This window comes from Lacticaseibacillus brantae DSM 23927, from assembly GCF_001436115.1.
GTDB classification, from domain to species: domain Bacteria; phylum Bacillota; class Bacilli; order Lactobacillales; family Lactobacillaceae; genus Lacticaseibacillus; species Lacticaseibacillus brantae.
The window spans coordinates 50,827-74,272 of sequence record NZ_AYZQ01000002.1 but is presented as its reverse complement, the minus strand read 5'-3'; the positions used below and the strand labels follow the sequence as shown (position 1 = coordinate 74,272).

Below are 23,446 nucleotides of genomic sequence, written 5' to 3'. Positions count from 1 at the left end.
ATGCTTAAACTGGATCGAATTTATGCTAAACCGCCGCAAGCAGGCTTTCGGGTCTTGGTCGATCGCCTCTGGCCCCGTGGTATTAGCAAGGTGGCCGCCAACCTGGATTTGTGGGCGAAAGATGTGGCTCCAACCCCCGCATTGCGGCAATGGTTCAATCACGAGCCTGATAAGTTCACTGCCTTTACTCAAAAGTATCGAGCGGAATTAGACACCAATCCAGCTGCTTCAGACTTTGTCAAAACCGTGGCCGCCCAATCACAACCGGTGATTCTGCTTTACGGGGCCAAAGACGAGGTTCACAATCACGCCCAAGTCCTGAAAGAATGGTTAACGGAGGCCCTCAATGAACAAAAATGATTTCCGCAAAGCCCAAATCGCCCAGCTCAATGCCCATGCGGCCCAAACCCAGGCTGCTGGCGCTGACTTATTACGCCAATTGTTAACCTTGCCAGTTTGGCAACACGCTAACACCATCGCGACAACGGTGAGTAGTCCCATTGAGGTCCCCACTGAACCATTAATCAAAGCAGCTAAGGCCGCGGGCAAAACGGTGTACCTCCCTAAAACCATGCCAAAACGTCAATTAGCGTTTTTGCCTGACGACGGGCCACGAATCACTAGCAAATTTGGTATTCCTGAGCCAGCCTTTGATGTGACCAAACAGAATCAAAATGTTGATTTGGTCATTGTTCCCGGCGTCGCCTTTTCTCTGGATTGCCACTATCGGTTAGGATTTGGTGCGGGTTATTATGACCGTTTCTTAGCTGAATATTCCGGCCCCACTGTCAGCCTTGTCGCACCTGTCCAACAATTTGACACTGCTCAATGGCCGGTTGAAATTTTTGACTGGCCGGTTGATACGCTAATCACGACTGACTTAAAGAACTCTTTGTAGAAAATTCATAATTTTTCGGTATACTGGATACAACTTCTAGAAAGGAAGATAAGGGGAATTCTGCCCTTATCGCCACATTCGATATGCGCCAACAACGAAGACATCATCGCTCCACTTTAATTATCATTCTAAGCTTAATTGGCCTGGCCATTATTCTGATTGGCGCCTTCCTCTTAATTCGGCGGGCACCTGATGTTTCTGGACCAAGTGTCTCAAGCAGCAGCTCTGCTACCGCGAAAAAGGCGAGCTTTGACACGGGTACCTATGCAGCCTCTGGTAGTGTGACCGATTCGACAGATAATTTGCGCCAATTATCTGTCTGGATAAAGCTGTCTAAGAACAAAAGTTACACGCGACTTCTCATTTATGATCGCGACTCAACACCGATGGTCATCAACGACCATGGGACTTTCACCAAATCTGGTGATGAGTTGAATTTAAAGAGTGAAGAAGCCAATGTCTATGCTTATGCGAATCCGACAGCCTATTCAGACAAGACCCCGAACTCAATCACCAACTATGTCGCTGACGCTGATTCCCAAAGCGACTCAACAACTGCTGGCTATCCCGATGCGATTTCGGATGTGCTCAACAACAAGATTTCACTCGATGATCGTGCCCCAGACAATTACTATTATTTGGAATCACGGCTGCCGATGAAATCATCTTCCTTTGACGTCAAATCTCTGGCTGATTTTGCTGAAGGTCAAGAGAAGACCCCAAAGCTCAGTGAAAGCTCGTCACCATTTACCAGCAGTAGTGAGACCACAACAGGCACCAGTTCGACAAGTTCTTCGTCCGCCTCATCCGGATTTGTGCCAACGGCGGCGATGATTCAAATCGCTCGGCAGCAATTACGTGATATTGGCAAAGATGATAAGCAATGGTCTGACGCTCAAATTTCAGCTGCTATTATTGAATCAGCCAATCGCGGTGGAGACTCAGTTGTGCCGATTCTTGTCCCTGGTTACTCAAGCAGCAGTAGCAGTTCCAACAACAACGCTAATGTAGGTACTGGTAAGATTAAATACGTCGATCAGGCCTATGCAATCTTGCTGCAGAAGTACCCTGCTTCTCAATATTCCGCTGAACAATCAGGAATGACGAGCGACGGATCTGGCTTCATTTTCAACGTTCGTAATCGTCAAACCGGCGAGTCCATGTCTGTGACAATTACCGGTGATGGCGCCATTCAAGGCTAAACATAAAAGAAGCTGTGACAAAAGACGCTTTGAGAATGAGGATTAACAAGAATTCTCAGTCTTTTGGAACGTGATTAGTTTAGTTTGTTTGGAAATTCAAAAAGGGGTTGTGACAAAACGTAGTTTTGTCACAACCCCTTTTCTGTTTTGGAGCGGCCATTTATCATTCACCAATTTTTGCGGTACACTATCACACTAGGAGGTGTCGTATGGACATTAATGCCGCTGACTTGTCAGCGCGGGACCAATATAAATTGCTGTCTGGCAGCATTATTCCCCGCCCAATCGCCTGGATGACCACGCAGACCCCAGATTTACAGACCGTCAATCTGGCGCCTTTTTCCTTCTTCACAGGCATTAGTAACCAACTACCGCTACTTTCGGTGGCAATCCTGCGCCACGATGGGCCAAAGGATACTGCCGTCAACCTCTTAGCCAATGAAGAGGCAGTCGTCCACATCGTCAGTCAGGATTTGGTGGGCCCAATGAACCAGAGTGCCGCCACCATGACCCCTGATCAAAGCGAACTGACGTCTCTGGCGCTACCAACCGTTGCAAGCGACGTGGTCCGGGTACCAGGCTTAGTTGCACCCAAGATTCGCTTGGAAACCCAATTGTATCAATATACACCAGTCACCGATGCAGCAGGAGCTATCATCACCGACTTGTTTATTCTCAAAGTCGCGGTCTTTCATTTCGCTGACGCCGTAATTGATCCAGAGCACCTATACATCAACAGTCAAGCCTTAGATCCTCTTGCGCGTCTGTCTGGCCCCACCTATGCCCATCTTGGCGACACCTTTATTCTGCACCGCCCGCGTTAATTCTAGAAAGTAGGTTTATCATGGCAGCATTTGTTTCAAGTGTTTTTGGGGTATTAGAAATTCTGATTCTCATCGGTTTAGGCTATTGGCTGACTGCACGTGGTTGGTTTGACGACCACAGTAGTAAACTGATTGCTAAGATTGTCACCCAGATTGCGCTTCCGGCGTATATGATTGTGACAATTAGTGACAAATTCACTGCCAATGAATTGAAACAGCTTCTGCCCGAATTACGGTTTCCGCTCTTATCAATGTTTATTCTGTTTGGTTTGTCCTATCTGGCCTGCTGGTTGATTAAAGTGCCTAAGGGTCGACAGGGGCTCTTCAAGTCAATGTTCTTCAATTCCAATACCGTCTTCATTGGCTTGCCGGTCAATCTCGCTTTGTTTGGCCCCAAAAGTCTGCCTTACGTGCTCGTCTATTACATGGCGAACACCACAATCTTTTGGACCATTGGCGTGTATCTGATTCAAAGTGATGGGCCTAAGTCAGCCGTCTTCTCAATCAAGCAAGCCTTGAGCAAAATTTTCTCACCGCCACTGCTTGGTTTCATTGTTGGCGTGATTCTAGTGCTACTGAAAATCAAGTTGCCGAGCTTCTTAATGACAGACTTAAATTATGTTGGCGGACTAACAATCCCGGGTTCGATGTTCTTCATTGGGATTGCCATTCACCAAGCAGGTCTCAATCACTTGCGCTTGAATCGGGAAATGCTGACAATTTTCTTTGGCCGGTTCATCCTGGCACCACTCATTATGTTAGGGCTGGTCTTCTTCGCCCATGTGCCTTTGATGATGAAACAGATCTTCATCCTACAATCGGCCATGCCCGTCATGACCAATGCCCCGGTTGTGGCCAAACTATACGGTGCCGATGCGGACACGGCCGCAATCACCGTGGCCGAAACTACACTCGCGGCAATGGTCGTCATCCCAATTGTGATGACTTTTGTCCAGCAACTCCACTAATGCCCACAAAAAAACTCGGCCTAGGCCGAGTTTTTATTTTGCAAAGACTTTGGGATTGAACCCACGATTGGTCACATAACCTTCACGCGACCAAATATTGAGTTTATTGGCTCGAGCAGTGGCTTGAGCCTGATTTAGCGCATTCAGGTAAGTGGTGCTTGGTGCAAAGACATAGGCCACGCGGGCCAAGCCTTTCTCAACCAGTTGTTGTTGTAGCAGTTTGCCATCGACAAACACATACACCAAGGCCCGGTGATACTTATCCGTGTAATCGCCTTTATCAAACATAATCGTAATTCGTTGCGCATCATTAAGCGCCTGGTGGGTATAATTGCTAGCCTGCATCCCATAAGGCATAACGGGGGTATTGGCTTTAACCGTTTCTGGGGTGTCAATCAGCAAGTACCGGGCTTTGATAACATGATTGTTCAAGCGAAAACTCGAAGTGTCCCCGTCCACATGATGTACAAACGTCACTGGAATCTGTTTATTCTTGGGCAGAACGTCAAAATTTCGGCCATCGAAAGCCTGAACGGCAGCCGTATTGACCGACGAACTTGTTTGGCTTGAATGCGTGGTCTGACTGGCTTGTTGCTGCCCACAGGCAACTAGTAACAGACTAGCAACGAACGCGAAGAGAAAGACTTGTAACTTTCGCATTAGAGCAGCACCGGCCGGTAGAGACTGACGACTACGCCAAGAATCACAACTGAATCAAAGAACATGTCTTCCATCGTGTCATTTTCAGGATGCAGGCGCACGCGATTGTCTTCCTTAAAGAAGCGCTTAACAGTTGCTTCACTCTCTTCAGTCATGGCAACCACCACTTGACCATTTTCAGCTTCATTCTGCTGGCGAACAATAATCTGATCACCATTCAGAATACCCATCTTGATCATGGAATCACCTTGAACCCGCAGCATGAATAAATCTTTAGAGGCATAGTTCAAATCATCTGGGAGTGGGAAATAGTCTTCAATGTTTTCAATCGCAGTGATTGGTGTCCCCGCAGCAACGGTCCCAACAATTGGGATACCAGCAGCTTCGCCAACTCCAATGAACTCACGCCCATCGCGGGTCAACTCCAGTGTCCGGGGCTTGGCCGGGTCTTTAGCGATATAGCCGGCGGTGAGTAACTTCTCAAGGTACGCAGCAACAGTACTAGAAGACGATAGCCCAACCGCTTTCCCGATTTCGCGGACAGTGGGCGGGTAACCCCGGCCTTCAATTGAAGTATTGATTGTTTCAAGAATTTCTTTCCAACGTTTCTGACTGGCTTGTGTCGGCATGGGGCGCACCGTCCTTTTCTTCGTCCGTAATTTTGTTAATTCCAGCATAACAAAGCGAACGCTTGTTTGCAACGGTTTCCCGCGGTTTCAGCGCGATTTCCGCAAAAAATAAGCTGTGACAAAAGACGCTTTGAGAATGAGGATTAACAAGGATTGAAGATAAAGCCCAAACCTAGGTTTTTGAATCAATCCCATAACGTGTTCAAACTCGCAACAACCTGTGCCCAACTTGCTTTGCCCTTGGCGAGGATGCCAAGTCAGCAAAGCTGTGTTGGGGCTCGGTTGCTGAGCGCGAGTGTTCACACTTCTTGTTAACAGGAAGTCTCAGTCTTTGGGAACGCGATTAGTCTAGTTTTTTCGGAAATTCAAAAAGGGGTTGTGACAAAACTACGTTTTGTCACAACCCCTTTTGGTTCCTTTACCGGATAAGGTTCATCTTGTGCATTTGGCGGCGATCGAGATCATTCTTATACATGAGGTAAACCCCAGCAAAGATGGCATCGAGGACCAACATCAAGATTCCGAATGTGGCGAGATTGGTTAGTAACAGCGCGAATGTGATCACGATGAAACTAACTAATGTCCACTTTAAACCGTGTAATAAAGTCATCAGCTGTCACTCCCTTTTCGTCAAGATAGCAACAATTATACACTGATTTTTGAGTTTGTAAAGGTAATGTATACATTACCTTTACAAAACGCTCAATCTAACCCATTTGTAAACATTTCGCTTACAATAATCGGCCGTCCGCCCGATTCGTAAATCCCGCGCCATTCGGTTATGATGAAGACAACCGATATAATGAGGTGACAACAATGGACAATAAACGCACTTGGTTTTACCGCCGTTTTCTTAATAATAAATTTGCAATCGCTATGGTCGATATTATTCTGGCCTTACTGGCAATTCTGCTCTTCACCAAAATTGCCTGGGTCTTTCAGCCAGTGCTCGACTTCTTCGGTATTGTCGCACCACCATTTATTTTGGCCGGGATTCTCTACTATTTGACCGTGCCCATTATTGATTGGCTTGAGCGTCACAAAATCAAGCGCGGTTGGGCGATTGGCGGAGTATTCCTCCTTTTGTTCGCACTGCTCGTATGGGGGATCCTCCGCTTTATTCCTGCTATTGAAGGGCAAGTCACGAATATCATGCAAACTTGGCCAACTTATTGGAAAGAATTCACCACTTGGCTCTCCGATTTGAACGCCAAACAAACTTTAATCTCACAAAAAGAACTTAATCAATTAGGTGCTGAGATTACCTCTGCCTTTCAAGGCAAACAGGGATCATTGCTTACTGGCACCGTCAGTTCCATCCAGAATGTTATTGGTATCGTCGGTAACGTTGTCGTGACCGTCGCCACAGCCCCGATTATCTTGTTCTTCATGCTTAAGGACGGGGCCCACTTCACCCCAAGCCTGATTAAACTTTTCCCCGTGAAACTGCGCACTGGCATCGGTGAAATGTTGACCGAAATGAACACTAAAGTCGGCTCCTATGTTCAAGGTCAAATCACTGTTGCCATGGCAGTTGCGATTATGTTTATGATTGGCTATAGTATCATTGGTTTGAAGTTCGGCTTGCTCTTAGGGTTACTGGCCGGGCCGCTGAATCTGATTCCTTATCTGGGCTCAGCTTTAGCAATGGTGCCAGCACTCATTATTGGCTTAACAACCTCACCACAGATGTTCTTTGAAGTTATCTTAGTCTTCTTCATTGAGTGGCTTCTTGAAACGCAAGTCATTTCACCGTTCGTCATGGGTAGCAAGCTCGAAATGCACCCGGTCACCATCGTCATCGTCTTACTGACTGCCGGCAATTTATTTGGCTTAGTCGGGGTGATCCTTGGGATTCCTGGATTTGCTGTCATCAAAATTGTCGTTACACGGATTTTCGTTTGGTATCAACAAGTCTCTGGCTTGTACCAGGAACCAGAGACACCACCAGCGGAAAAAGATAAAACGGAGGCGCCACAACAATGAATATCTTCTTAATCGTCTTAGATATCGTCCTGATTGGGATGGCCGGATACTATGTCTACTGGCAAAGTAAAGTTGAATATCAGGCTAATTACAGTTATCCGCAACTCTTTTGGGGCCTAATTCTGCTCATGTGGTTTGTAACCAGCCGCATCGTGAACTGGCCATACGTTATTTTCATCGCCATCTTTGTGCTCTTGTCAGTGATGGCAGGCATCGGGGGCTTAGGTCGCGACCGCTTGATTGCGACGGGTATTTTCCAACGGGTCATTCCTTACACCAGTTTGGCCGAAATTAACCTCACACCGCTGACGATGCCTAACGGTAAACAAGTCGTGATCGCGACTTTCTCGGTTTCACCGCGACGGTATGTGCGTTTGACATTTAAGAGCAACCTTGAAGGGATGCTTGCCGCCCTCAAAGAAGTTATTCCTGACACTGTCGCCATTAAAGTCCAAGAGGTGCAATAACCACATCAAAAGCCTGTGACATCGCGTTTGTCACAGGCTTTTTTGATGGCCCAAAATTGACATCAATTGGATTAAGTCTATACTTTTATCTATTGCGCTCCGTATTTAAACGAAAAGAGGCCCAACATGCTTAATTATGTTGATGATCCAAAAGTCCAAAGTCGTCGATGGTGGATTATAACAGCCATCGGGTTATTTACCATCATGTCGACACTTGATGGTTCAATCGTCAATATTGCCCTGCCCGTCATGGTCAACGACCTTCATATTTCCATGAATGAAGCCGAATGGGTTGCTTCCGTGTACCTCATTGTTATCTGTGCACTATTGTTGCTCTTTGGTAAGCTTGGTGACAGCATTGGTAAGATTCGGATTTTTAAATTCGGAAGCTTATTGTTCGTGTTGGGGTCCTTCATGGCTGGTTTCAGTGTCAGTTTCTGGTTCTTGATTCTGGCCCGCATCGTCCAAGCTGTAGGCGCGGCAATGACGATGTCCAACAATAACGGGATTATCACTGAAGTCTTCCCCATGGCTGAACGTGGGCGGGCCCTTGGACTCATTGGTTCATTCGTTGCCGTCGGGAGCATTGCCGGTCCCGGGATTGGTGGGATTCTCTTGGCTCACTTGCCTTGGGGCTATATTTTCTGGATCAACGTTCCAGTTGGGTTGATCACTATTATCTTGCAACATTACATCCTGCCAAAAGACGTTTTAAAATCACATGCGCCAATTGATTGGCGTGGTTTCTTAGCGTCGGTGATGTTTATCGTGCCATTATTCTTAGGGATTTTTATTGGCCAAGTCGTTGGGTTCACCACTTGGTATATTTTAGGCCTGTTTGTCCTTGCCATTCTATCCTTATTGCTATTTGTCCGCATCGAAAATCACGCCGAGAACCCTCTACTGGTTTTGAGTTTGTTCAAGAATCACGAGTTCACGATTAGTCTTATTACAGCGTTCTTGATTTTCGTGACGAATTTCTTTTTCAATGTGCTTTCGCCTTTCTACCTCCAAAATGCGCGTGGCCTGGCACCAAACTATGCCGGCTACATTCTGATGATTTTCCCACTCGTTCAAGTTGTCGTCGCCCCAATCGCCGGGAGTATCGCCGATCGCATTGGGCCTTATGGCCTCACCCTAGCCGGCTTGGGAATCATTACCTTGAGCCAAGTGGCTTACGCCGTGCTTGATTTACACACCAGCTGGTGGTTCATCATGCTTGCGATTGGCGCTGTCGGGGTCGGCAATGGGATGTTCCAAGCCCCTAACAATACCATCGTCATGAGTAGTGTTGAACCGCAGCATCTGGGAGTCGCAGGCGGCATGAATGCCTTGGCGCGGAATTTAGGGATGGTTGTGGGGATTTCTGCTGCAACCACGATCTTATTCGGACGGATGAGCGCCCAGGCGGGCAAAACGGTGACCTCCTATCAGGCTTCTGACCCACAACTGTTCATTGATGCCATGCACACTGTCTTCTGGGTCGCGACCGCGATCGCGATTGTTGCCTTCATCTTGACCGCGCGGCGCTATTTAACGCAACGCCGAGCATAAAAAGGGGCTGTGACACACCTGAGTTGGTGGTCACAGCCTCTTTTGTCACAAAATTAGTGTTGATTAAGTTGTTTTGCGCGTTGCGCGTTTGACTTTCGAAAGCTGAAGATTAGACTGACGAGGAGGACTAAGCCAGCTGCCGGAACCATGTATTGCAGGTCTGGTGTAGCACCAATAATGTAGAACTGAACCCAATAAGCCAGGATGATTCCGCCAATCACGTCAAAGCAGAACCGCCCCATTCGCGTGCGGACGACCCCGTCGTACCATGCCAATGCAATTAATCCGACCATTAGACTAATCCCGAAACTCACCGTGCTCAGTTTGCCGATGACCGAAGCTGGTTTCAAAATAAACCAGGCAGCGGAAGTGAATGCCACTGCTCCGATGAGTAAAATAGTGATGAGTCCAATTGATTGTCCGCGCGTCAGTTTCATGTTGTCCCCCTGAATTTTCATCTAAGAAAGGTTGATTCTTATGTCCAATCGCGCCATCGTTGCCCAGCCACATGCTGGGTTTATCGAAAGTGAAATTGCCATTCCTGAACCGTTACCGTTTGACCTTATTGTAAGGGTTGAGGCCGTTTCACTCAACCCGGTCGATCTCAAACGCCACGAAGGCCTTACTGCCGCCACAATTCTCGGTTACGATGCAGTCGGCATCATTCGCGCAGTCGGAGCGCGGGTGACAAATTTCAAACCTGGCGAACGCGTTTTTTATGCTGGCACGACCACTCGTCCCGGCAGCAACCAAGCCTATCAGGCTGTTGACGCCCGACTCGTTGCTAAAGCGCCTGAGGGATTTGATGTCGCCGAAATTGCGGCTCTCCCGCTTGTCAGTCTGACTGCCTGGGAGCTGTTATTCGAGAAAATGGGCTTTGTCCCCGAAGCAAATGCTAACGCCGGTCAATCATTGCTGGTGATTAACGGCGCCGGTGGGGTCGGCTCTGTCCTCACTCAGTTGGCCGCTTGGAGTGGGCTAACCGTGTTGGCCACTGCAAGTCCCAAAAACCACCAATGGCTGCTCAACCATGGCGTAAGCTCGGCCATTGATTATCATGATGACCTAGTGGCCAGCGTCCATGCAGCGGGCTTTGATTCCGTTGACGGCATTGCGATCTTGTATTCACCGGAACCGTATAGCCTTGCAGCCGGTAGTTTAATCAAACCATTTGGTCATGTCGGCACGATTGTTGGGCCCACACCAAACATCGATTTATCAAGCATCAAAGCCAAAGCTGCAAGTCTCGATTTTGAATACATGTTCGCCAAAAGCGACTTTGACGACCGGATTGCGACTCAGGGCCAAATCTTGGCTCAGATTAGCCAATTAGTCGGCCATCTGAACTTGCAGTCGCCTGTCACTAAAGTGTACGAGGGCTTAACCCTCGATAACATGACCGCCGCGGCCACCCTTCTTGAACAGGGGCACCAAGTCGGCAAAATTGTTATCACATTGCCGCATTAAACTAAATCATCATTAATCACCAATCGCTCATCTTGTGTGACCATAAACTGATGGACTGGATCAGCCAGTAAGCCATCTTCTAACAAACCTTCTAACGTCTCCACCAACGTATGGTATTCTTCGAGTTCATCCCCGTAAGCTAACATATCCTCATCTTCCAAGAATGAGACGGGTATCCGCAGAAAGCGGGCGGTATTTGTTGGAATATCGACTGTGGCCAAGTCTTCCACCTCGGTGATGGTTTTGGCTTCCATGATTTCAACCAAAGCGCGATGATCAACGGGAAATTCCTTCCCTTCAATCTGGATGTGATCGAAATATGTATCCGAATCTGTCTTAATTGTTCGTAAGACGTCATATACTGTCATTGTCATGTTGTCACCTACTTTTTGAAGCCCAAGGCATGTTGCAGTAACGTCTTGGCTTGCGCTTCATCGATTTGGGCTGGGTTATAAATAATCACACCCGTCCCCATATAATAATTAAACTTCTGCAAAACTGCGCGTTCGCTTAAACTGCGCAGGCGCAATTCGTCATTAATTTGAATCAACAAACGGTCAGCCCAATCGCTGTCCATCATTGCTGGCAGGTCACGCTCGGTGAGATAACCCTTATCCATAATTTCATTAGCGCCTTCTGTTTTCTGATACCGGGTAATGTCTTCGTCCATGGCCATGCCCATCCCTCCTGAACTCTCTTTTCTGTCAATGTACCGATAATCACAAGAAAATTCAAGAAAAGTGTGGTTGCAACTGTGATCCACAATGAAACAAGCCCGATGACTGAGTCATCGGGCTTGTTTTCTAGCTTTAAACGGGCTAATCAGCCTTGATTCTGCAACCGCTGTTGTTGGTACTGTTGAAATTTATTCTGAGCAAACCCCTGTGTCTGCGCCACAATATATAACGGCCGCTCACGCGATTGATTGAAGACGCGCCCCAAGTAACTGCCAATGATGCCTAAACTCAAGAAGAGGCCACTACCTAAGAAGAACAAACTAGCGACAATCCACACTGTGGCACCAAGTGTGCCTGTGAGCTCAGCAATAAGGACTGATAACACGCTAATGCCCAGCGCTAGGCCACTGAACCATAATGCCAGCGTCAACGGTATAGTTGAGAAACTGGTGATGCCATTGAGTGCTAGATGGAGCATCTTCTTAAGCGGATATTTAGATTTACCTGCGTTGCGATCTTGCCGGTCATAGAGCACGCCGGTTTGTTTGAAGCCAACCCACGAGACCAACCCGCGAACATATGGATCAGTTTCATCGAATTGTTTTAATACATCAACGACTTTGCGGTCCATCAGCCGAAAGTCTCCGGTATCAACGGGAATATCCGTGCTAGTCATCGCTCGCAGCAATCGATAGAAGGCCGCGGCAGACACTTTCTTGAACCACGTTTCACCATCCCGGTGGCGCCGCTTGCCATAGACGACCGCATAACCTGCCTGCCATTGTGCAATCATGGCCGGAATGACGCTGGGCGGATCTTGCAAATCTGCATCCATGACCACAACAGCATCACCACTGGCATACCGAATGCCGGCACTAATCGCCAATTGATGACCAAAATTACGTGAGAATTGTACTAGTCGCACGTTACGACATTGCGCCATTGCTGCATTAATCTTGGCGACAGTATCATCTGAGGAACCATCATCGACAAAGATTAATTCATACTGTTCATCGCGAGCTTCAACATAATTTTCGAGCACCGCAATGGTCTTCTTAATCCCCGCACTCTCGTTGTACACGGGTAACACGATTGAGATGAGTTGTGTTTGGCTCATGATGAGTCACTTCCTTTTATTTAAGTTGATAGAGGGTGCCTTGTCCGCCCATCCCCATCATCTTGGATGACGAACTGCTTTGGGTGAGGGTAATCTTCTTACCATTCTTTTCGACCCACTTGGCGATGGCAGAATTACCTGCTCGACCCGTGTCGTAATAGTATTTCACTTCACCCTTGGCAACGAGCGCCTTGAATTGTTTCAAGGTCAATGTTGGATCTGTCCCATTGAAACCACCAATCGCCATGACCGCTTTACCAGACTCAATAATATATGGCGCGGCCGTGCTGGCATCGCTTGTGGCAAACAAGTACTTAGCAGAACCTTGATGTTTCGTCACATAAGTCAATAGCGCCTTGTCCGCGGAACCTGAACCCATGGCGCCTTGGCCTTGACCGCTGGCTGCCAAAAGCGTTGGACTGGCATATGGAATCCCACTGGATTCACCAGACAGTGTTGGACTCAGTGACCACCAGGTTGGGGCGGCTAACATCGCAATTAAGGCGACAGTCGCCCCCAGCTTAGTTTTCTTCGTCCGAGTCGCAAATAAAATGGCTAATGCCGCCACGCCCATGGCCACAACCAGCCAAGTCTGCCATTGATAAACAAGACTGACATACCAGGCACCAAGACCGGTGGTGATGGCCACTGTCACCGGCAATAACCAGGTTTGCCATTGCGCCAGCTTACCTTTGAATTGCTTAGTCATCGTGACAAACCCAATCGCTGCCAGTGCAGCAATTGGCGGTGCCAACATAATCGTGTAATACGGGTGGAAGAAACTAGCGACGGAAAAGAACCCAGCGACTGGCACTAACCAAGCCAACCAGTAACCCAAATGTTTCTGTTCAGCGTTGAGTTGGTACCATTTCCGCTTGCGGTCATCATACGCTGCGTACGCACTGATAAAGCCAATAAGTGCCGCAGGCAGCATCCAACTAATCTGTGGCCCTAAGTCCGATTGAAGTAGACGCAATGGGCCGACAGTCCCAATCGAGAAGGCCCCATTGGCACCGCCCATGCTACCGGCACGACTGCCACGACCTTTACCAGTGAATCCACCAGGCATGCCTTCAGCTCCAGTTGGTTTGGCAGGCCGCGTCCCACTGGTCATCGGTTGCTTGCCGGTCGTTCCAGCTTTTTGACCGGCACCGGTTGGTGGTGTCCCTCCAGGCCCATTACCTTTGGCTCCAGATGGTGGCGTCCCGGTTGGCTTCTGGCCAGTCGGGGCCCCCGTACCTTGCGCGCCTGTTGGTGCAGTGCCGGTCGTTGGTGACTTGGTTGCCTCTGAACTACCTGACTTGCTGGTCATGCCACTAAAGGCGGCCCCGGTCCCAGTGGTTTGTCCGAGCAACCGCTCCGTCCCGTTGTAACCGAAAGCCAGTTCCATTTCGGAATTGGTTTGTGAACTCCCAACATAGGGGCGATTAGCAGCACTGGTACTATCAACGGCCATCGGCCAGGCCACTGTAAAGCCAACTAAGGCCACAGCAGCGACGCCCAAGGTAATCATTTTCTTATGCCATTTTTGATTGCTAGCCAACCAGTAGAATAGGAGTAACGCTGGCAGAATCATAAAGGCTTGCAACATTTTAATGTTGAAACTAATCCCAATCAGGGCAAAACTGACGATCACCAGCCACGGCTTGCGTGCAGAGACGGCTTTCATCAGGGCCCAAGTGGCTAACAATAGGAAGAATAGTAGTGTGGCATCCATATTGTTCGTCCGAGAATCTGCGACGACAATCGGGGTTAAAGTCAAAATCAGTGCGGATAACCGGGCGGCCCACGCGCCAAATCTGGGTTTAATCAGCGCATACATCAAGCCGACGGATCCGATACCAAAAAGCACAGACGGTAAGACCACAGACCAGCCATGGACGCCAAAGATTTTGGCAGAAATCGCCATGAACCATAATGCGACGGGCGGCTTATCAACTGTAATAAAGCCAGCTGGATCAAAAGCCCCGTACCAGAAGTTGGACCAACTTTGGACCATACTTGTGATTGCCGCCGTGTAATAGGCGTTGGCTGAGCCTGCTTCCCAAATCTTCCAGCCGTACAGGAACCCCGCTAAGACTAGAATTCCGACGAGCCACCAATCAAGCTTTCGACGTTTTATCACCATTCACCACATCCTTATCTGATTTAAAAATCCAAAATTTACTCAGCAAGAAGTTCATTGGTACAGTCACCAATAAGCTGAAAGCTGGCGCCAGCGTCGCATTCAATTGCCACCAGTCATTCCACGTTGTCGTCAGGATTAAACTAATCACCAGCGACATGCCATAAGTGAAATAATACTTGAGCACCGTATCAGGATGTCTGGCTTGATGGCTTTGAAAAACCATCCGGTCATTCAAAATAATGCCGAGAATTGATGTGAGCCCATAGCCCACGCCCATGGCTGCCGTTGGATTAATCAGGCGATACAGACTAAGATAGATGACATACGTCAAAACGGTATTGATTGCGCCGACAGCCCCAAAGCGAATGAATTGCTTAATCATTGGCGTCCCTCCTTTGCTTTGACCCCACTATAGGGACGCCACCATAAAACAACCTTAAAAAGACTTAAGTTTATTTTATGGTCAATCTGACATGATAACAGCGAGGTGAAAATCATGGTTGCTCAACCGCATTTATTAGTCGTAGAAGATGATCGAACGCTCAATGCCAGCATCACAAAATTCTTAAGCCCGTTTAGCCAAGTTGATCACGCTTATACCGGCGAAGAAGGCCTGTATTTAGCCGAACAGGCAATTTATGATGCAATTATTTTGGATGTCATGCTGCCAGAACTAGACGGCTTTACTTTGCTCAAACAATTACGGGCGCGCCAAATCTCAACCCCTGTTCTGATGTTGACCGCTAAAGCGGAACTGAACGACAAGCTGCACGGCTTTGAAGTCGGGGCCGATGATTACCTCACCAAGCCGTTTCACCGCGAGGAACTGATTATGCGACTCAAAGCACTCCTCAAGCGTACGGGGCATTTCTTTGATGACCATGAAATCTTAGTTGGCCAACTGAAGCTCAACTTGGCCACGCATTCAGCAAGCGCTGGAGCTGAACCACTCCAACTCAACACCCGCGAATTTGATTTGCTCGCCTACTTAATGCAAAACCATGACATGATTATTACTAAGGAACAGATTTTTGATCGACTCTGGGGCTTTGATTCCGAGACTGCCCTGTCGGTCGTGGAAGTCTATATGTCCAACCTGCGCCGCAAACTTAAACCCAGCGGTGCCGACCAGCAAATTCAAACCATCCGCAACGTCGGTTACATCATGAAATAAGGAGGCCAGAGCGTGACCAATCAATCCAACATTAAGCGCCAACAGCGTCATTTGTTTCGCATGGAACTTTTTAGTTTTGCGGGCCTCTTCATCGTCTTGGGCACGATTGTCTTCTTGCTTTATCAACATTCTGTCTACACAGATATCGACCAAACGTTGACACAGCAAAAGAACATTCTGGTGACCGGCCCAGAGAAAATGCCCGCTCCCGGTCAACGCGGTCCCACGACTGCCCCTTTTCGCACTGATCTGCTCGTCTTTGATACTCAAGGGAAGATTACAAACCAAGCCAACCTCGGCAATCGCTACTACTCCTATTTCAAGAATCTCAAGCTCGACGTCAGTCAGCTCAATCAACGCAAAACCACTGTTGTCGGTACTGGGACGTTTCGGACCCTCCTCATTAAAATTCCACTTGATACTGGTGATCCGATTTATGCTGGCCACTATGTCCTTATCCTGCAAAATATTAACGGGCAAATTAATGCCCTGCAAGCCTTCGCCCGCGCACTCATTGTGACCATTGTTATCTTCTGGCTGGTCGTAATTATCTTGGCAGATTGGCTGTCTAAACGTGCGATGCGGCCAATCATGCAGTCCTGGCAACGTCAACAGGATTTCGTTGCCGATGCTGCCCATGAACTCCGCGCACCGCTGGCAGTGATCCAAAGCCAGCAAGAGGAACTTTTAACCCACCCTGAGGCCGCTATTGTCGATCAAAGCGAATCGATTGCCACTTCATTGAATGAAATTACTCGCCTACAGCAATTGACTAATGACCTACTCACCATTGCCAAAACCGACAGCAACGCCGTTGAAGTTCTGCCTGAGCCGGTAGCCGTCGCAAGTTTCTTTGATGAGGTCCTGCAACCTTATGCTGAAATCACGGCTAGTCAGCACAAATCACTCACTTGGTCGGCACCTGCTGATTTTGTTGCGAACTTTGACGCTGAGCATATCCATCAGCTGTTGATTATTCTCTTGGATAACGCACTGAAATACACACAAGCTGGTGATTCTCTCTGGGTGACTGCCACACCTCAAGGCCATAAATGGTGGACTCTGACGGTTGGCAACAGTGGTGCCCCAATTGCCGACGCCGATAAAGCCAAAATTTTTGAGCGCTTCTACCGTGTGGATGCATCCCGGAATCGTGATACCGGCGGGCACGGTTTGGGCCTAGCCATTGCCCAATGGATTGTCAGTGCCCACCAGGGGAACATTGCGGTCAAAGATGTGGAACCCAACGGCGTTAGTTTCGAAGTCAAATTACCCCAATAAAAAAAAGCGGCAGCCCATAACCATTCTGGTTACGGTGCTGCCGCTTTCGTTTTTATTGTTAAAATTTTGGTTGTAGGAGTTGTTGCTTGCGGATGAACATTTCCGACTTCGTATCATCACTGGCAATAAAGCCGGCGTCAGCGAAGAAACTCTGCAGTTCAGGATTTGAACACACAATCACAACTTGGGGAATTTGCTTGAAATAAGCAATGAATTCATTCAATAATTCATGGCCGATTCCTTGGTGCTGATAATCAGGATGAACAATCAAGTCTTGAATGAATGCGCCGGTATGCATATCACTCAGTCCCCGGACCAAGCCAACCAGCTTGTCACCATCGCGGACCGTAATCATGGTCGAGTTCGCCAACCCCATCGCAGTCTCCGCTGGATCATTCAAATACTTGGTAAGTTCAACAGCACCAAATAACGCTTTAATCTCGTGAATCGTTAGGCCTGATTCAAAGGCATAGTGCAACATGCAATTTCCCCCTCAGGATTCAATACTCCTGATTCTACAACAAGATTTACCTAATATAAAGGCTTTTATAACAAGAGTTATCGAGCGGGGTTGTCACGAATGCCATCAGCTTCAGTAAAGTCGATGAAACCCATGTTGGTGTCAATCGGGCCGCCAGCGCCATTCAGTTCAAGCGTGTTCATCGCTTTGTGGTAGTGAACCACCAATTGGTCATCAAGATCTTCGACCGAATAGCCCTTAACGCCAATTGGCCCTAAGTTGCTGTTCAGTGTGACATTATAATCTGTCGCTGGATCTGACTTGGGAACCACGTTCAAACTAAATTGAATTTGCATATGAATCATCGCGTGCTGGGAGTAAGGCCCAACCCCATCTTCAAAAGTCAGTAACAATTTCTTGTCGGGTCCAAGATGTGGTTGTACCCGGGCAATTGCATCATCATCAAAATGAATATCCATTTCTGTCACCTCTTATTTTTGCACTAACCATAGTCCCAAATCCTTGGATTGACAACTATTTTGAATGCCACTGGAAGTGCGTCTTTAAACTTTCTTAGCGGATCGTTCATAAGATTGGAAGGGTTTCGTCACAGTTTCTTCATACGCGGCCGTTATAGTTATCAACATAGAAATGAGCCACCCACTCATTTCCATACCAAACCCAACTTTTTCATTTTTACTCCTCCAAAGTAAAAATCGCCAGCTGGCGCCCACCAGTTGGCCAACCCTTACTCCTTTGGCCGTCGCTTACCCCGACGGTCATTTTTTTGGCCAAAATTTTCTTCGGAACAAAATTCGAATTCACGAAAGCGGAAACTTTTGTTCACACTTTCTTCAAAAGTTATCGTTAATATAAGAAACATAGAAATGAGCCACCCACTCATCTCTATAACCCAAATCCAACTTTTTCATTTTTACTCCTCCAAAGTAAAAATCAGCGACTGACTTCCCATCAGTCGCTCAACCCTACTCCTGCCTGCCGCTTCCCACGGCAGGTTTTTTTGTGGCTAAGTGTTTTACACCCTAGGCCATTGTGCTAAACTGTTGGATGTTAGGGGTCATTAGCTCAGTTGGGAGAGCGCCTGCTTCGCATGTAGGAGGTCGACGGTTCAAGTCCGTTATGATCCAGAATTCAGTCGCCATTCACAATGTGTGAGTGGCGACTTTTTTGTGCTTGCCGGCATGTGGCAGTGCGGTTATACTCAGGCTAATTCTGGTCACAATGATGAATGGAGGCTGTCTGAATGGATGATAACCGTTTAAAAGGTCTGCGCGTAATGGGGTACGGGATCCCCGGCATCAATTGGATTACAGTCAGCAACTCAGCTAATATCACAAGCGCAAAGGCGCAGTTGTTTGCTGACATTGATTCTGAAACGGGCGAAGTCAAATTGTATGTTCAGCCCGAGGACTTGGAAAAGCTGAAACGTTTATTCTAGGGCGCTTTCGCCGCACCACTTTCTCTACTTGTCATTGCACAGTCGCCATTGAAGGGAAGACCCTACATGCAAGAATACCGCGAATTTTGGAGCAAAATGTTCGTCTGGAATGCGAGTGCCACGCAGCGCCAGTTTTGGCTGCCTTACTTTATTAATATCCTCATCTTCATTTTGATCGGCTTCGTAACTGGGATTGACTTTGATCCTTCCAAGTTGAACAGTGTGCAAGCGTTGGTCGGCCACAATTTGTGGGCCAGTCTCATTTCTTTTGCCTTCTGGCTTGCCAATCTCACCGTTCGCGCGCGCCGTCTACATGATGCCGACCATAGCAACTGGTGGATACTCCTCTATCTCTTGCCTATCATCGGTTGGATTTGGTTTTTCATCCTCCTTATTTCCCCATCGACTCAGTCAACGCGCTGGCCACGCAATCAAACTCAGGCGTAGCCGCAGTCAACTGATAGAGTCGAACCTCGAGGGTAGGCGGTGTTACTCGCAAATTGCGGGGCTGCCCCTTTTTATGAACCATATTCTTTGCTTTAGTCATTATATATTCGTTACTATAGAGTCCATGAAATGGAGGGATAGCGATGCGAGAATATCGTGAATTCTGGAGTAAAATGTTTGTCTGGAACGCCAGTGCCACGCGGCGACAATTCTGGATTCCATACCTTATTAATTTCGTTATTATTATTGGGATTAGTCTCTTAACTGGCATTAATTTTGATCCAGAGAACATTACTAGTATCCAAGCGTTGGTTGGTCACAACTTCGTGGCTAGTCTCATCTTCTTTATCTTCTGGTTAGCAGACTTCACCATCAGGGCACGGCGTCTCCATGACACCAACCGCAGCAACTGGTGGATCTTAATGGACATCATTCCAGTGATTGGGAATATTTGGGTCTTAGTTTTACTCTTACTACCATCCAAGTCAGATACGCGCTGGCCTGATAACCAAAGTAACGTTTAACGCCAAACAAAAAGCGCTGAATCCGCATCAGGATTCAGCGCTTTTTTGTATGCTGCTAGGCAGCTTGTTGATTAAGACTGGCAACGGCTTGCTCAATAGTTGAACCAACACCAATATGCTGTTGGTTAGCAACGTCAATTGCTAAAAACTGTTGTGTTTCCGTGTCTAATTGAATCTTGTAAGTCATAAAAATTACCTCCATTCGGTGTAGATAGAATGGTCTCTTGGTAGCGATGTATATTAGTTTACTCACTTTTTGTTAGAAAGTCAAGCATTTTTGGAAGGCGGTTCCATCCGCGTTAATTTAACAGTGGTTTCTTTTCCGAGGACCAGCGGCACATTCTCTTGGACAATGTCGGCATATTCCAAACCAAACCATTGGGCTGGTGTTTCAGTAATGTGCTTCAGGAAAATTCGTGCCTGAATGATTAATTTATCCCACGCTTTAATTTGGGTTTCTGGCGATAATTCTTCATTCAGCAAGACAAAGGTCCAATCCCCAACTTGGCGATTAGGGATGCTAGTATACTTCTGGGGCTGCCGTGGAATCTCGCCGTCAGCCATCATATCAGCTACGACTTGGCGCAGGAGCACATTAATCCGTTGTTCAATCCGGAACCCAAGATAGAACTGAACATTCACAACATTGTCTGTTCCCATCGTATCGGCGGTATAGGTCTTTGTGTACGGTTCATCAGTCACATTGACAGTGACCATCCAGTACACTTGAGCCCGTTTTGGCCGTTTGTCCAAGATTGAATAGAAAATCGTCTTAGGAATGAAATGTTCCTCTGTGACCTCAGTCATATACACCAGGTTAGTCGCGTAGGTCGGGTAATTTTTGTCTTCGGCCAGCGCCTCAAGCTTGGATTTATAGGCGAGTAATGACGCCTGTTCAGACCGGAAACTGTTGCGATCTTGCACTTGCTTCCCATACTGCCAGATAAACATCACCAGTAGAATTACGGTCGCAATGAGCGCGGTCATATACCCACCATGGAGGAACTTAGCAGCACTCGAGATAAAGAAGATAGCTTCAATCACCAGGAAAAAGGCCGGAACAATTTGGGCCACAAACCATGGCACCTTACGTAACATCAAATACTGATGCAAAAGCAATGTCGTCATCAGCATTGTCACTGTAATGGCCAGGCCGTACGCCCCTTCCATGGCGGCACTGGTTTGAAAGTGCCAGATGATAATCAGACACATCCCCCACAGAATTGCATTCACAGTGGGGATATAGAGCTGCCCTTTCACATCAGTCGGATAAATAATATGTAATCGGGGTAAGAATTTGAGTTTCATTGCTTCAGCTACTAGGGTATACGAGCCTGAAATTAACGCCTGAGAAGCAATAATAGCAGCCATGGTAGCAATGAGAATCGCAAACAGCCGCCAAGACCCCGGCACCATTTCAAAGAATGGATTGAAATCATTCAGTTTAGCTAAATTGGCATTGCCACGATTGTTAATTAACCACACCGCTTGGCCAAAATAGTTCAAGACCAGACAAATTTTGACATAAGGCCAACTGCCATAAATATTATCTCGGCCGACATGCCCCATATCTGAATACAACGCCTCGGCCCCCGTCGTGGCCAGAAAGACGCTGCCCAAGATGAAGATGCCATCATAATTATCAGGGCTAAACAAGATGGCAATCGCATAATAAGGATTCAACGCCTTCAAAATCGACAAGTCTTGGACGGTATAGAGAAGGCCAACAACCCCTAAGAAGGTGAACCAGACTAACATAATTGGGCCAAAAGCTTTCCCAATAATATCAGTCCCAAATCGTTGCACGAGGAATAGCAGCGAAATAATGATGACCGTCACGAGCACAACGGTGTTCTGCGAGCGAATGAAGGTTTCACCGCCAATCATGACACCTTTAAGCCCTTCAATCGCTGTTGTCACTGTGACAGCTGGTGTTAACATGCCATCAGCCAATAGGGCCGCACCACCAATCATCGCGGGGAAAACCAACCACTTCGCCCGTCGGCGGACCAAGGTGTAGAGGGCAAAAATCCCGCCTTCACCGTTGTTATCCGCGCGCAAAGCAATCAATACATACTTCACGGTAGTAATCAGCGTGACCGTCCAGAAGATTAGCGAAACGGCCCCGAGAATAAAGTCGGGTCGCACTTGGGTCAAGCCGCCGTTATTTGCCACAATGGACTTCATAACATAGAGCGGGGAAGTCCCGATGTCACCATAAACCACACCCAGAGAAATCAGAATCCCAGCCGGGCTGAGTTTCTTTCGCCTGGATTTTGCTTCTGAACCTGTTGCTTTAATTTTTCGCATCATGTCACCTCATCACGCTTTAAGCGCGTTTGCGTCGGTTCCACGTGGCAAAGATTGCCACTGAAAGAATAATAGCAAGGGTAGAACCAACAAAGACAGTTTTATAGCTTGTGGCTTCAATAATCAAGGCCCCAATTAATGGACCTACGGCGCGGCCCGCCGAGGCAAAGACTTGCACAAAGCCCTGGTAGCGACCTTTTTGATCATCAGGTGAATATAAATCGACATAAGTTGAGACGGCAGGTAAGGCCAACACCTCACCGAAAGTCAGAATGGCCATGGCTAGAATGAAACTCCAGTAGGCATGCGCCCAAATGAGCACCAGAAATGATGACGCAAATAAGATAAACCCAAGATTGAGCCGTAAGTTCAAGTGAGCCAATAACCAGTCATCAAAGAGCGTTAAGACGGGTTGCAAGACCACGATGAGCACTGCGTTAATCGTCCATAACCAGGTGTAATCCTTAACAGTCATCCCCAGGTGAATCATGTAGGTTGAGATGTTGCTTTGCCACTGTTCATAGGTAATCCAAGTGATGAATAAGGTCAACAGTAACAGCAAGATTTGCGGCCAGTACGGGTTCTTGGCCTGAACGGCCTTGCTTGTCGGATCAGCTGTGCGCTTGGGTACCTTCACGTTGAAGAAGAAAATCGCCACAATCAAAAAAAGCACAAACAGGGCAAAAGCCAACATAAAGATGTAAGTAATCCCTAACGGCAAGACAAACCCGACAATCATGGTGCCAATAACCAGTCCCAAGTTGGACATAAAGTATAAGACATTAAACACGTAGCTAGACTTACGACTTTTAACTAGTGTGGCGTAAGAATTGATGGAGGTCATCACAATCCCATTCCCAAATCCTGATACGACTAGGAAGAGTGGATAGGCTGGCCAACCGTGCCAAAAAATTAACCCGCCTGTGGCTAGACTATTGAGCGTAATTCCCAACAGGATGGTAGGATATGGTCGCCATCGATCAAACAAGAAGCCCCCTGCATAATTCCCAATCACCATAAAGAGAGAATTAATGAATAGAACAATCCCAGCAATCGTCAACGACTCATGCAAGTACTCGTGCATATAAATTGTGGTCAGTGGCCAGATAAAGCTAATCCCGGTATTGGTGATTAAAGAGCCTAGAAATAACCATTTCAGTGAAATTGATTGCCGTTCCAAGTAATCCCCTCTTCCATTTCTACTCCGCTCGCTC

The 23,446-nt window shown here is 47.5% G+C and carries 28 protein-coding genes and 1 tRNA gene; 15 read left to right on the top strand and 14 right to left on the bottom strand.

Features of this window, described 5'->3' with window-relative positions:
• The 5 genes from FC34_RS04535 to FC34_RS04515 all read left to right on the top strand — a co-directional run bounded on the left by FC34_RS04535 (position 1) and on the right by FC34_RS04515 (position 3,892).
• Positions 1–360 carry a DUF488 domain-containing protein gene (locus FC34_RS04535; protein WP_057894217.1) on the top strand — a complete coding sequence of 120 codons (360 nt, stop codon included), beginning with the start codon at positions 1–3 and terminating at the stop codon, positions 358–360.
• Positions 347–898: a 5-formyltetrahydrofolate cyclo-ligase gene (locus tag FC34_RS04530; protein WP_057894216.1), complete on the top strand. Its 552-nt coding sequence runs from the start codon at positions 347–349 to the stop codon at positions 896–898. The genes FC34_RS04535 and FC34_RS04530 overlap by 14 nt, the downstream gene beginning before the upstream one ends.
• An 83-nt stretch (positions 899–981) precedes the next feature.
• Positions 982–2,100: a hypothetical protein gene (locus FC34_RS04525; protein WP_057894215.1), complete on the top strand. Its 1,119-nt coding sequence runs from the start codon at positions 982–984 to the stop codon at positions 2,098–2,100.
• Between the two features lie 209 nt (positions 2,101–2,309).
• The gene (locus tag FC34_RS04520) at positions 2,310–2,924 is read left to right on the top strand and encodes a flavin reductase family protein (RefSeq protein ID WP_057894214.1); all 615 of its coding nucleotides are present in this window, start codon (positions 2,310–2,312) and stop codon (positions 2,922–2,924) included.
• A gap of 20 nt (positions 2,925–2,944) precedes the next feature.
• Positions 2,945–3,892 carry an AEC family transporter gene (locus FC34_RS04515; RefSeq protein WP_057894213.1) on the top strand — a complete coding sequence of 316 codons (948 nt, stop codon included), beginning with the start codon at positions 2,945–2,947 and terminating at the stop codon, positions 3,890–3,892.
• 33 nt (positions 3,893–3,925) lie between these two features.
• On the opposite strand, the gene FC34_RS04510 is transcribed toward FC34_RS04515, so the two are convergent.
• The 3 genes from FC34_RS04510 to FC34_RS04500 all read right to left on the bottom strand — a co-directional run bounded on the left by FC34_RS04510 (position 3,926) and on the right by FC34_RS04500 (position 5,791).
• Positions 3,926–4,552, bottom strand: a complete 627-nt coding sequence (locus FC34_RS04510) for a thermonuclease family protein (RefSeq protein ID WP_057894212.1) — start codon at positions 4,550–4,552, stop codon at positions 3,926–3,928.
• Positions 4,552–5,181 (bottom strand): transcriptional repressor LexA, encoded by a 630-nt coding sequence (gene lexA / locus FC34_RS04505; protein WP_057894211.1) that lies wholly within the window; start codon positions 5,179–5,181, stop codon positions 4,552–4,554. Before lexA ends, FC34_RS04510 begins: the two co-directional genes overlap by 1 nt.
• Before the next feature lie 418 nt (positions 5,182–5,599).
• Positions 5,600–5,791: a hypothetical protein gene (locus FC34_RS04500; protein ID WP_057894210.1), complete on the bottom strand. Its 192-nt coding sequence runs from the start codon at positions 5,789–5,791 to the stop codon at positions 5,600–5,602.
• A 206-nt stretch (positions 5,792–5,997) separates the two neighbouring features.
• On the opposite strand from FC34_RS04500, the gene FC34_RS04495 reads away from it, so the two are divergent.
• The 3 genes from FC34_RS04495 to FC34_RS04485 all read left to right on the top strand — a co-directional run bounded on the left by FC34_RS04495 (position 5,998) and on the right by FC34_RS04485 (position 9,188).
• Positions 5,998–7,167 (top strand): AI-2E family transporter, encoded by a 1,170-nt coding sequence (locus tag FC34_RS04495; RefSeq protein WP_057894209.1) that lies wholly within the window; start codon positions 5,998–6,000, stop codon positions 7,165–7,167.
• Positions 7,164–7,634, top strand: coding sequence for a hypothetical protein (locus FC34_RS04490; protein WP_057894208.1), 471 nt, complete (start codon positions 7,164–7,166; stop codon positions 7,632–7,634). The genes FC34_RS04495 and FC34_RS04490 overlap by 4 nt, the downstream gene beginning before the upstream one ends.
• Before the next feature lie 126 nt (positions 7,635–7,760).
• The gene (locus FC34_RS04485; protein ID WP_057894207.1) at positions 7,761–9,188 is read left to right on the top strand and encodes an MFS transporter; all 1,428 of its coding nucleotides are present in this window, start codon (positions 7,761–7,763) and stop codon (positions 9,186–9,188) included.
• A 53-nt stretch (positions 9,189–9,241) separates the two neighbouring features.
• On the opposite strand, the gene FC34_RS04480 is transcribed toward FC34_RS04485, so the two are convergent.
• The gene (locus tag FC34_RS04480; RefSeq protein WP_057894206.1) at positions 9,242–9,625 is read right to left on the bottom strand and encodes a hypothetical protein; all 384 of its coding nucleotides are present in this window, start codon (positions 9,623–9,625) and stop codon (positions 9,242–9,244) included.
• 40 nt (positions 9,626–9,665) lie between these two features.
• On the opposite strand from FC34_RS04480, the gene FC34_RS04475 reads away from it, so the two are divergent.
• Positions 9,666–10,655 (top strand): zinc-binding alcohol dehydrogenase family protein, encoded by a 990-nt coding sequence (locus FC34_RS04475; protein ID WP_057894205.1) that lies wholly within the window; start codon positions 9,666–9,668, stop codon positions 10,653–10,655.
• Here the strand turns inward: FC34_RS04475 and FC34_RS04470 are convergent.
• From FC34_RS04470 to FC34_RS04450, 5 genes are all read right to left on the bottom strand, one after another.
• Positions 10,652–11,029 (bottom strand): hypothetical protein, encoded by a 378-nt coding sequence (locus FC34_RS04470; protein ID WP_057894204.1) that lies wholly within the window; start codon positions 11,027–11,029, stop codon positions 10,652–10,654. The genes FC34_RS04475 and FC34_RS04470 overlap by 4 nt on opposite strands.
• 8 nt (positions 11,030–11,037) lie before the next feature.
• Complete coding sequence (locus tag FC34_RS04465) at positions 11,038–11,337, bottom strand: hypothetical protein (protein WP_057894203.1); 300 nt, start codon at positions 11,335–11,337, stop codon at positions 11,038–11,040.
• Between the two features lie 140 nt (positions 11,338–11,477).
• A complete protein-coding gene (locus FC34_RS04460; RefSeq protein WP_057894202.1) occupies positions 11,478–12,449 on the bottom strand; it encodes a glycosyltransferase family 2 protein in 972 nt (323 codons plus the stop codon).
• Positions 12,450–12,465: 16 nt separating this feature from the next.
• Positions 12,466–14,577, bottom strand: a complete 2,112-nt coding sequence (locus FC34_RS04455) for a glycosyltransferase family 39 protein (protein WP_057894201.1) — start codon at positions 14,575–14,577, stop codon at positions 12,466–12,468.
• Complete coding sequence (locus tag FC34_RS04450) at positions 14,552–14,959, bottom strand: GtrA family protein (protein WP_057894200.1); 408 nt, start codon at positions 14,957–14,959, stop codon at positions 14,552–14,554. Before FC34_RS04450 ends, FC34_RS04455 begins: the two co-directional genes overlap by 26 nt.
• Before the next feature lie 114 nt (positions 14,960–15,073).
• Here FC34_RS04450 and FC34_RS04445 point away from each other — a divergent pair, with 114 nt between their 5' ends.
• Entirely contained in the window at positions 15,074–15,751 is a 678-nt protein-coding gene (locus FC34_RS04445) for a response regulator transcription factor (protein WP_057894199.1), read from the top strand.
• Between the two features lie 60 nt (positions 15,752–15,811).
• Positions 15,812–17,032, top strand: a complete 1,221-nt coding sequence (locus FC34_RS04440) for a sensor histidine kinase (RefSeq protein ID WP_057894523.1) — start codon at positions 15,812–15,814, stop codon at positions 17,030–17,032.
• A 58-nt stretch (positions 17,033–17,090) separates the two neighbouring features.
• Here FC34_RS04440 and FC34_RS04435 read toward each other — a convergent pair whose 3' ends face one another.
• Positions 17,091–17,513: a GNAT family N-acetyltransferase gene (locus tag FC34_RS04435; protein ID WP_057894198.1), complete on the bottom strand. Its 423-nt coding sequence runs from the start codon at positions 17,511–17,513 to the stop codon at positions 17,091–17,093.
• A gap of 77 nt (positions 17,514–17,590) precedes the next feature.
• Entirely contained in the window at positions 17,591–17,971 is a 381-nt protein-coding gene (locus FC34_RS04430; protein WP_057894197.1) for an iron-sulfur cluster biosynthesis family protein, read from the bottom strand.
• 596 nt (positions 17,972–18,567) lie between these two features.
• Between FC34_RS04430 and FC34_RS04425 the strand changes: the two genes are divergently transcribed.
• The 4 genes from FC34_RS04425 to FC34_RS04410 all read left to right on the top strand — a co-directional run bounded on the left by FC34_RS04425 (position 18,568) and on the right by FC34_RS04410 (position 19,922).
• Positions 18,568–18,640, top strand: a tRNA-Ala gene (locus FC34_RS04425).
• Between the two features lie 116 nt (positions 18,641–18,756).
• Positions 18,757–18,951, top strand: a complete 195-nt coding sequence (locus FC34_RS04420; protein ID WP_057894196.1) for a hypothetical protein — start codon at positions 18,757–18,759, stop codon at positions 18,949–18,951.
• A 66-nt stretch (positions 18,952–19,017) separates the two neighbouring features.
• Positions 19,018–19,398: a DUF805 domain-containing protein gene (locus FC34_RS04415; RefSeq protein ID WP_057894195.1), complete on the top strand. Its 381-nt coding sequence runs from the start codon at positions 19,018–19,020 to the stop codon at positions 19,396–19,398.
• Between the two features lie 143 nt (positions 19,399–19,541).
• Positions 19,542–19,922: a DUF805 domain-containing protein gene (locus FC34_RS04410; protein ID WP_057894194.1), complete on the top strand. Its 381-nt coding sequence runs from the start codon at positions 19,542–19,544 to the stop codon at positions 19,920–19,922.
• Between the two features lie 55 nt (positions 19,923–19,977).
• Here FC34_RS04410 and FC34_RS09860 read toward each other — a convergent pair whose 3' ends face one another.
• From FC34_RS09860 to FC34_RS04400, 3 genes are all read right to left on the bottom strand, one after another.
• Complete coding sequence (locus FC34_RS09860; protein ID WP_268872375.1) at positions 19,978–20,109, bottom strand: hypothetical protein; 132 nt, start codon at positions 20,107–20,109, stop codon at positions 19,978–19,980.
• Between the two features lie 80 nt (positions 20,110–20,189).
• A complete protein-coding gene (locus tag FC34_RS04405) occupies positions 20,190–22,232 on the bottom strand; it encodes a KUP/HAK/KT family potassium transporter (RefSeq protein ID WP_057894193.1) in 2,043 nt (680 codons plus the stop codon).
• A gap of 19 nt (positions 22,233–22,251) precedes the next feature.
• A complete protein-coding gene (locus FC34_RS04400) occupies positions 22,252–23,412 on the bottom strand; it encodes an MDR family MFS transporter (RefSeq protein ID WP_057894192.1) in 1,161 nt (386 codons plus the stop codon).
• Between the last annotated feature and the right edge of the window lie 34 nt (positions 23,413–23,446).

What these genes read in the sequence shown, in the direction of transcription:
- FC34_RS04520 (WP_057894214.1), top strand. Translation starts at nt 2,310, where the DNA reads ATGGACATTAATGCCGCTGACTTGTCAGCGCGGGACCAATATAAATTG.
- FC34_RS04430 (WP_057894197.1), bottom strand. Translation starts at nt 17,971, where the DNA reads ATGGATATTCATTTTGATGATGATGCAATTGCCCGGGTACAACCACAT.
- FC34_RS04480 (WP_057894206.1), bottom strand. Translation starts at nt 9,625, where the DNA reads ATGAAACTGACGCGCGGACAATCAATTGGACTCATCACTATTTTACTC.
- FC34_RS04500 (WP_057894210.1), bottom strand. Translation starts at nt 5,791, where the DNA reads ATGACTTTATTACACGGTTTAAAGTGGACATTAGTTAGTTTCATCGTG.
- FC34_RS04525 (WP_057894215.1), top strand. Translation starts at nt 982, where the DNA reads ATGCGCCAACAACGAAGACATCATCGCTCCACTTTAATTATCATTCTA.
- FC34_RS04445 (WP_057894199.1), top strand. Translation starts at nt 15,074, where the DNA reads ATGGTTGCTCAACCGCATTTATTAGTCGTAGAAGATGATCGAACGCTC.
- FC34_RS04440 (WP_057894523.1), top strand. Translation starts at nt 15,812, where the DNA reads ATGGAACTTTTTAGTTTTGCGGGCCTCTTCATCGTCTTGGGCACGATT.
- FC34_RS04455 (WP_057894201.1), bottom strand. Translation starts at nt 14,577, where the DNA reads ATGGTGATAAAACGTCGAAAGCTTGATTGGTGGCTCGTCGGAATTCTA.
- FC34_RS04405 (WP_057894193.1), bottom strand. Translation starts at nt 22,232, where the DNA reads ATGCGAAAAATTAAAGCAACAGGTTCAGAAGCAAAATCCAGGCGAAAG.
- FC34_RS04410 (WP_057894194.1), top strand. Translation starts at nt 19,542, where the DNA reads ATGCGAGAATATCGTGAATTCTGGAGTAAAATGTTTGTCTGGAACGCC.
- FC34_RS04490 (WP_057894208.1), top strand. Translation starts at nt 7,164, where the DNA reads ATGAATATCTTCTTAATCGTCTTAGATATCGTCCTGATTGGGATGGCC.
- FC34_RS04535 (WP_057894217.1), top strand. Translation starts at nt 1, where the DNA reads ATGCTTAAACTGGATCGAATTTATGCTAAACCGCCGCAAGCAGGCTTT.
- FC34_RS04460 (WP_057894202.1), bottom strand. Translation starts at nt 12,449, where the DNA reads ATGAGCCAAACACAACTCATCTCAATCGTGTTACCCGTGTACAACGAG.
- FC34_RS04450 (WP_057894200.1), bottom strand. Translation starts at nt 14,959, where the DNA reads ATGATTAAGCAATTCATTCGCTTTGGGGCTGTCGGCGCAATCAATACC.
- FC34_RS04435 (WP_057894198.1), bottom strand. Translation starts at nt 17,513, where the DNA reads ATGTTGCACTATGCCTTTGAATCAGGCCTAACGATTCACGAGATTAAA.
- FC34_RS04415 (WP_057894195.1), top strand. Translation starts at nt 19,018, where the DNA reads ATGCAAGAATACCGCGAATTTTGGAGCAAAATGTTCGTCTGGAATGCG.
- FC34_RS04495 (WP_057894209.1), top strand. Translation starts at nt 5,998, where the DNA reads ATGGACAATAAACGCACTTGGTTTTACCGCCGTTTTCTTAATAATAAA.
- FC34_RS04475 (WP_057894205.1), top strand. Translation starts at nt 9,666, where the DNA reads ATGTCCAATCGCGCCATCGTTGCCCAGCCACATGCTGGGTTTATCGAA.
- FC34_RS04465 (WP_057894203.1), bottom strand. Translation starts at nt 11,337, where the DNA reads ATGGGCATGGCCATGGACGAAGACATTACCCGGTATCAGAAAACAGAA.
- lexA (WP_057894211.1), bottom strand. Translation starts at nt 5,181, where the DNA reads ATGCCGACACAAGCCAGTCAGAAACGTTGGAAAGAAATTCTTGAAACA.
- FC34_RS04530 (WP_057894216.1), top strand. Translation starts at nt 347, where the DNA reads ATGAACAAAAATGATTTCCGCAAAGCCCAAATCGCCCAGCTCAATGCC.
- FC34_RS04515 (WP_057894213.1), top strand. Translation starts at nt 2,945, where the DNA reads ATGGCAGCATTTGTTTCAAGTGTTTTTGGGGTATTAGAAATTCTGATT.
- FC34_RS09860 (WP_268872375.1), bottom strand. Translation starts at nt 20,109, where the DNA reads ATGACTTACAAGATTCAATTAGACACGGAAACACAACAGTTTTTAGCA.
- FC34_RS04420 (WP_057894196.1), top strand. Translation starts at nt 18,757, where the DNA reads ATGGATGATAACCGTTTAAAAGGTCTGCGCGTAATGGGGTACGGGATC.
- FC34_RS04510 (WP_057894212.1), bottom strand. Translation starts at nt 4,552, where the DNA reads ATGCGAAAGTTACAAGTCTTTCTCTTCGCGTTCGTTGCTAGTCTGTTA.
- FC34_RS04470 (WP_057894204.1), bottom strand. Translation starts at nt 11,029, where the DNA reads ATGACAATGACAGTATATGACGTCTTACGAACAATTAAGACAGATTCG.
- FC34_RS04485 (WP_057894207.1), top strand. Translation starts at nt 7,761, where the DNA reads ATGCTTAATTATGTTGATGATCCAAAAGTCCAAAGTCGTCGATGGTGG.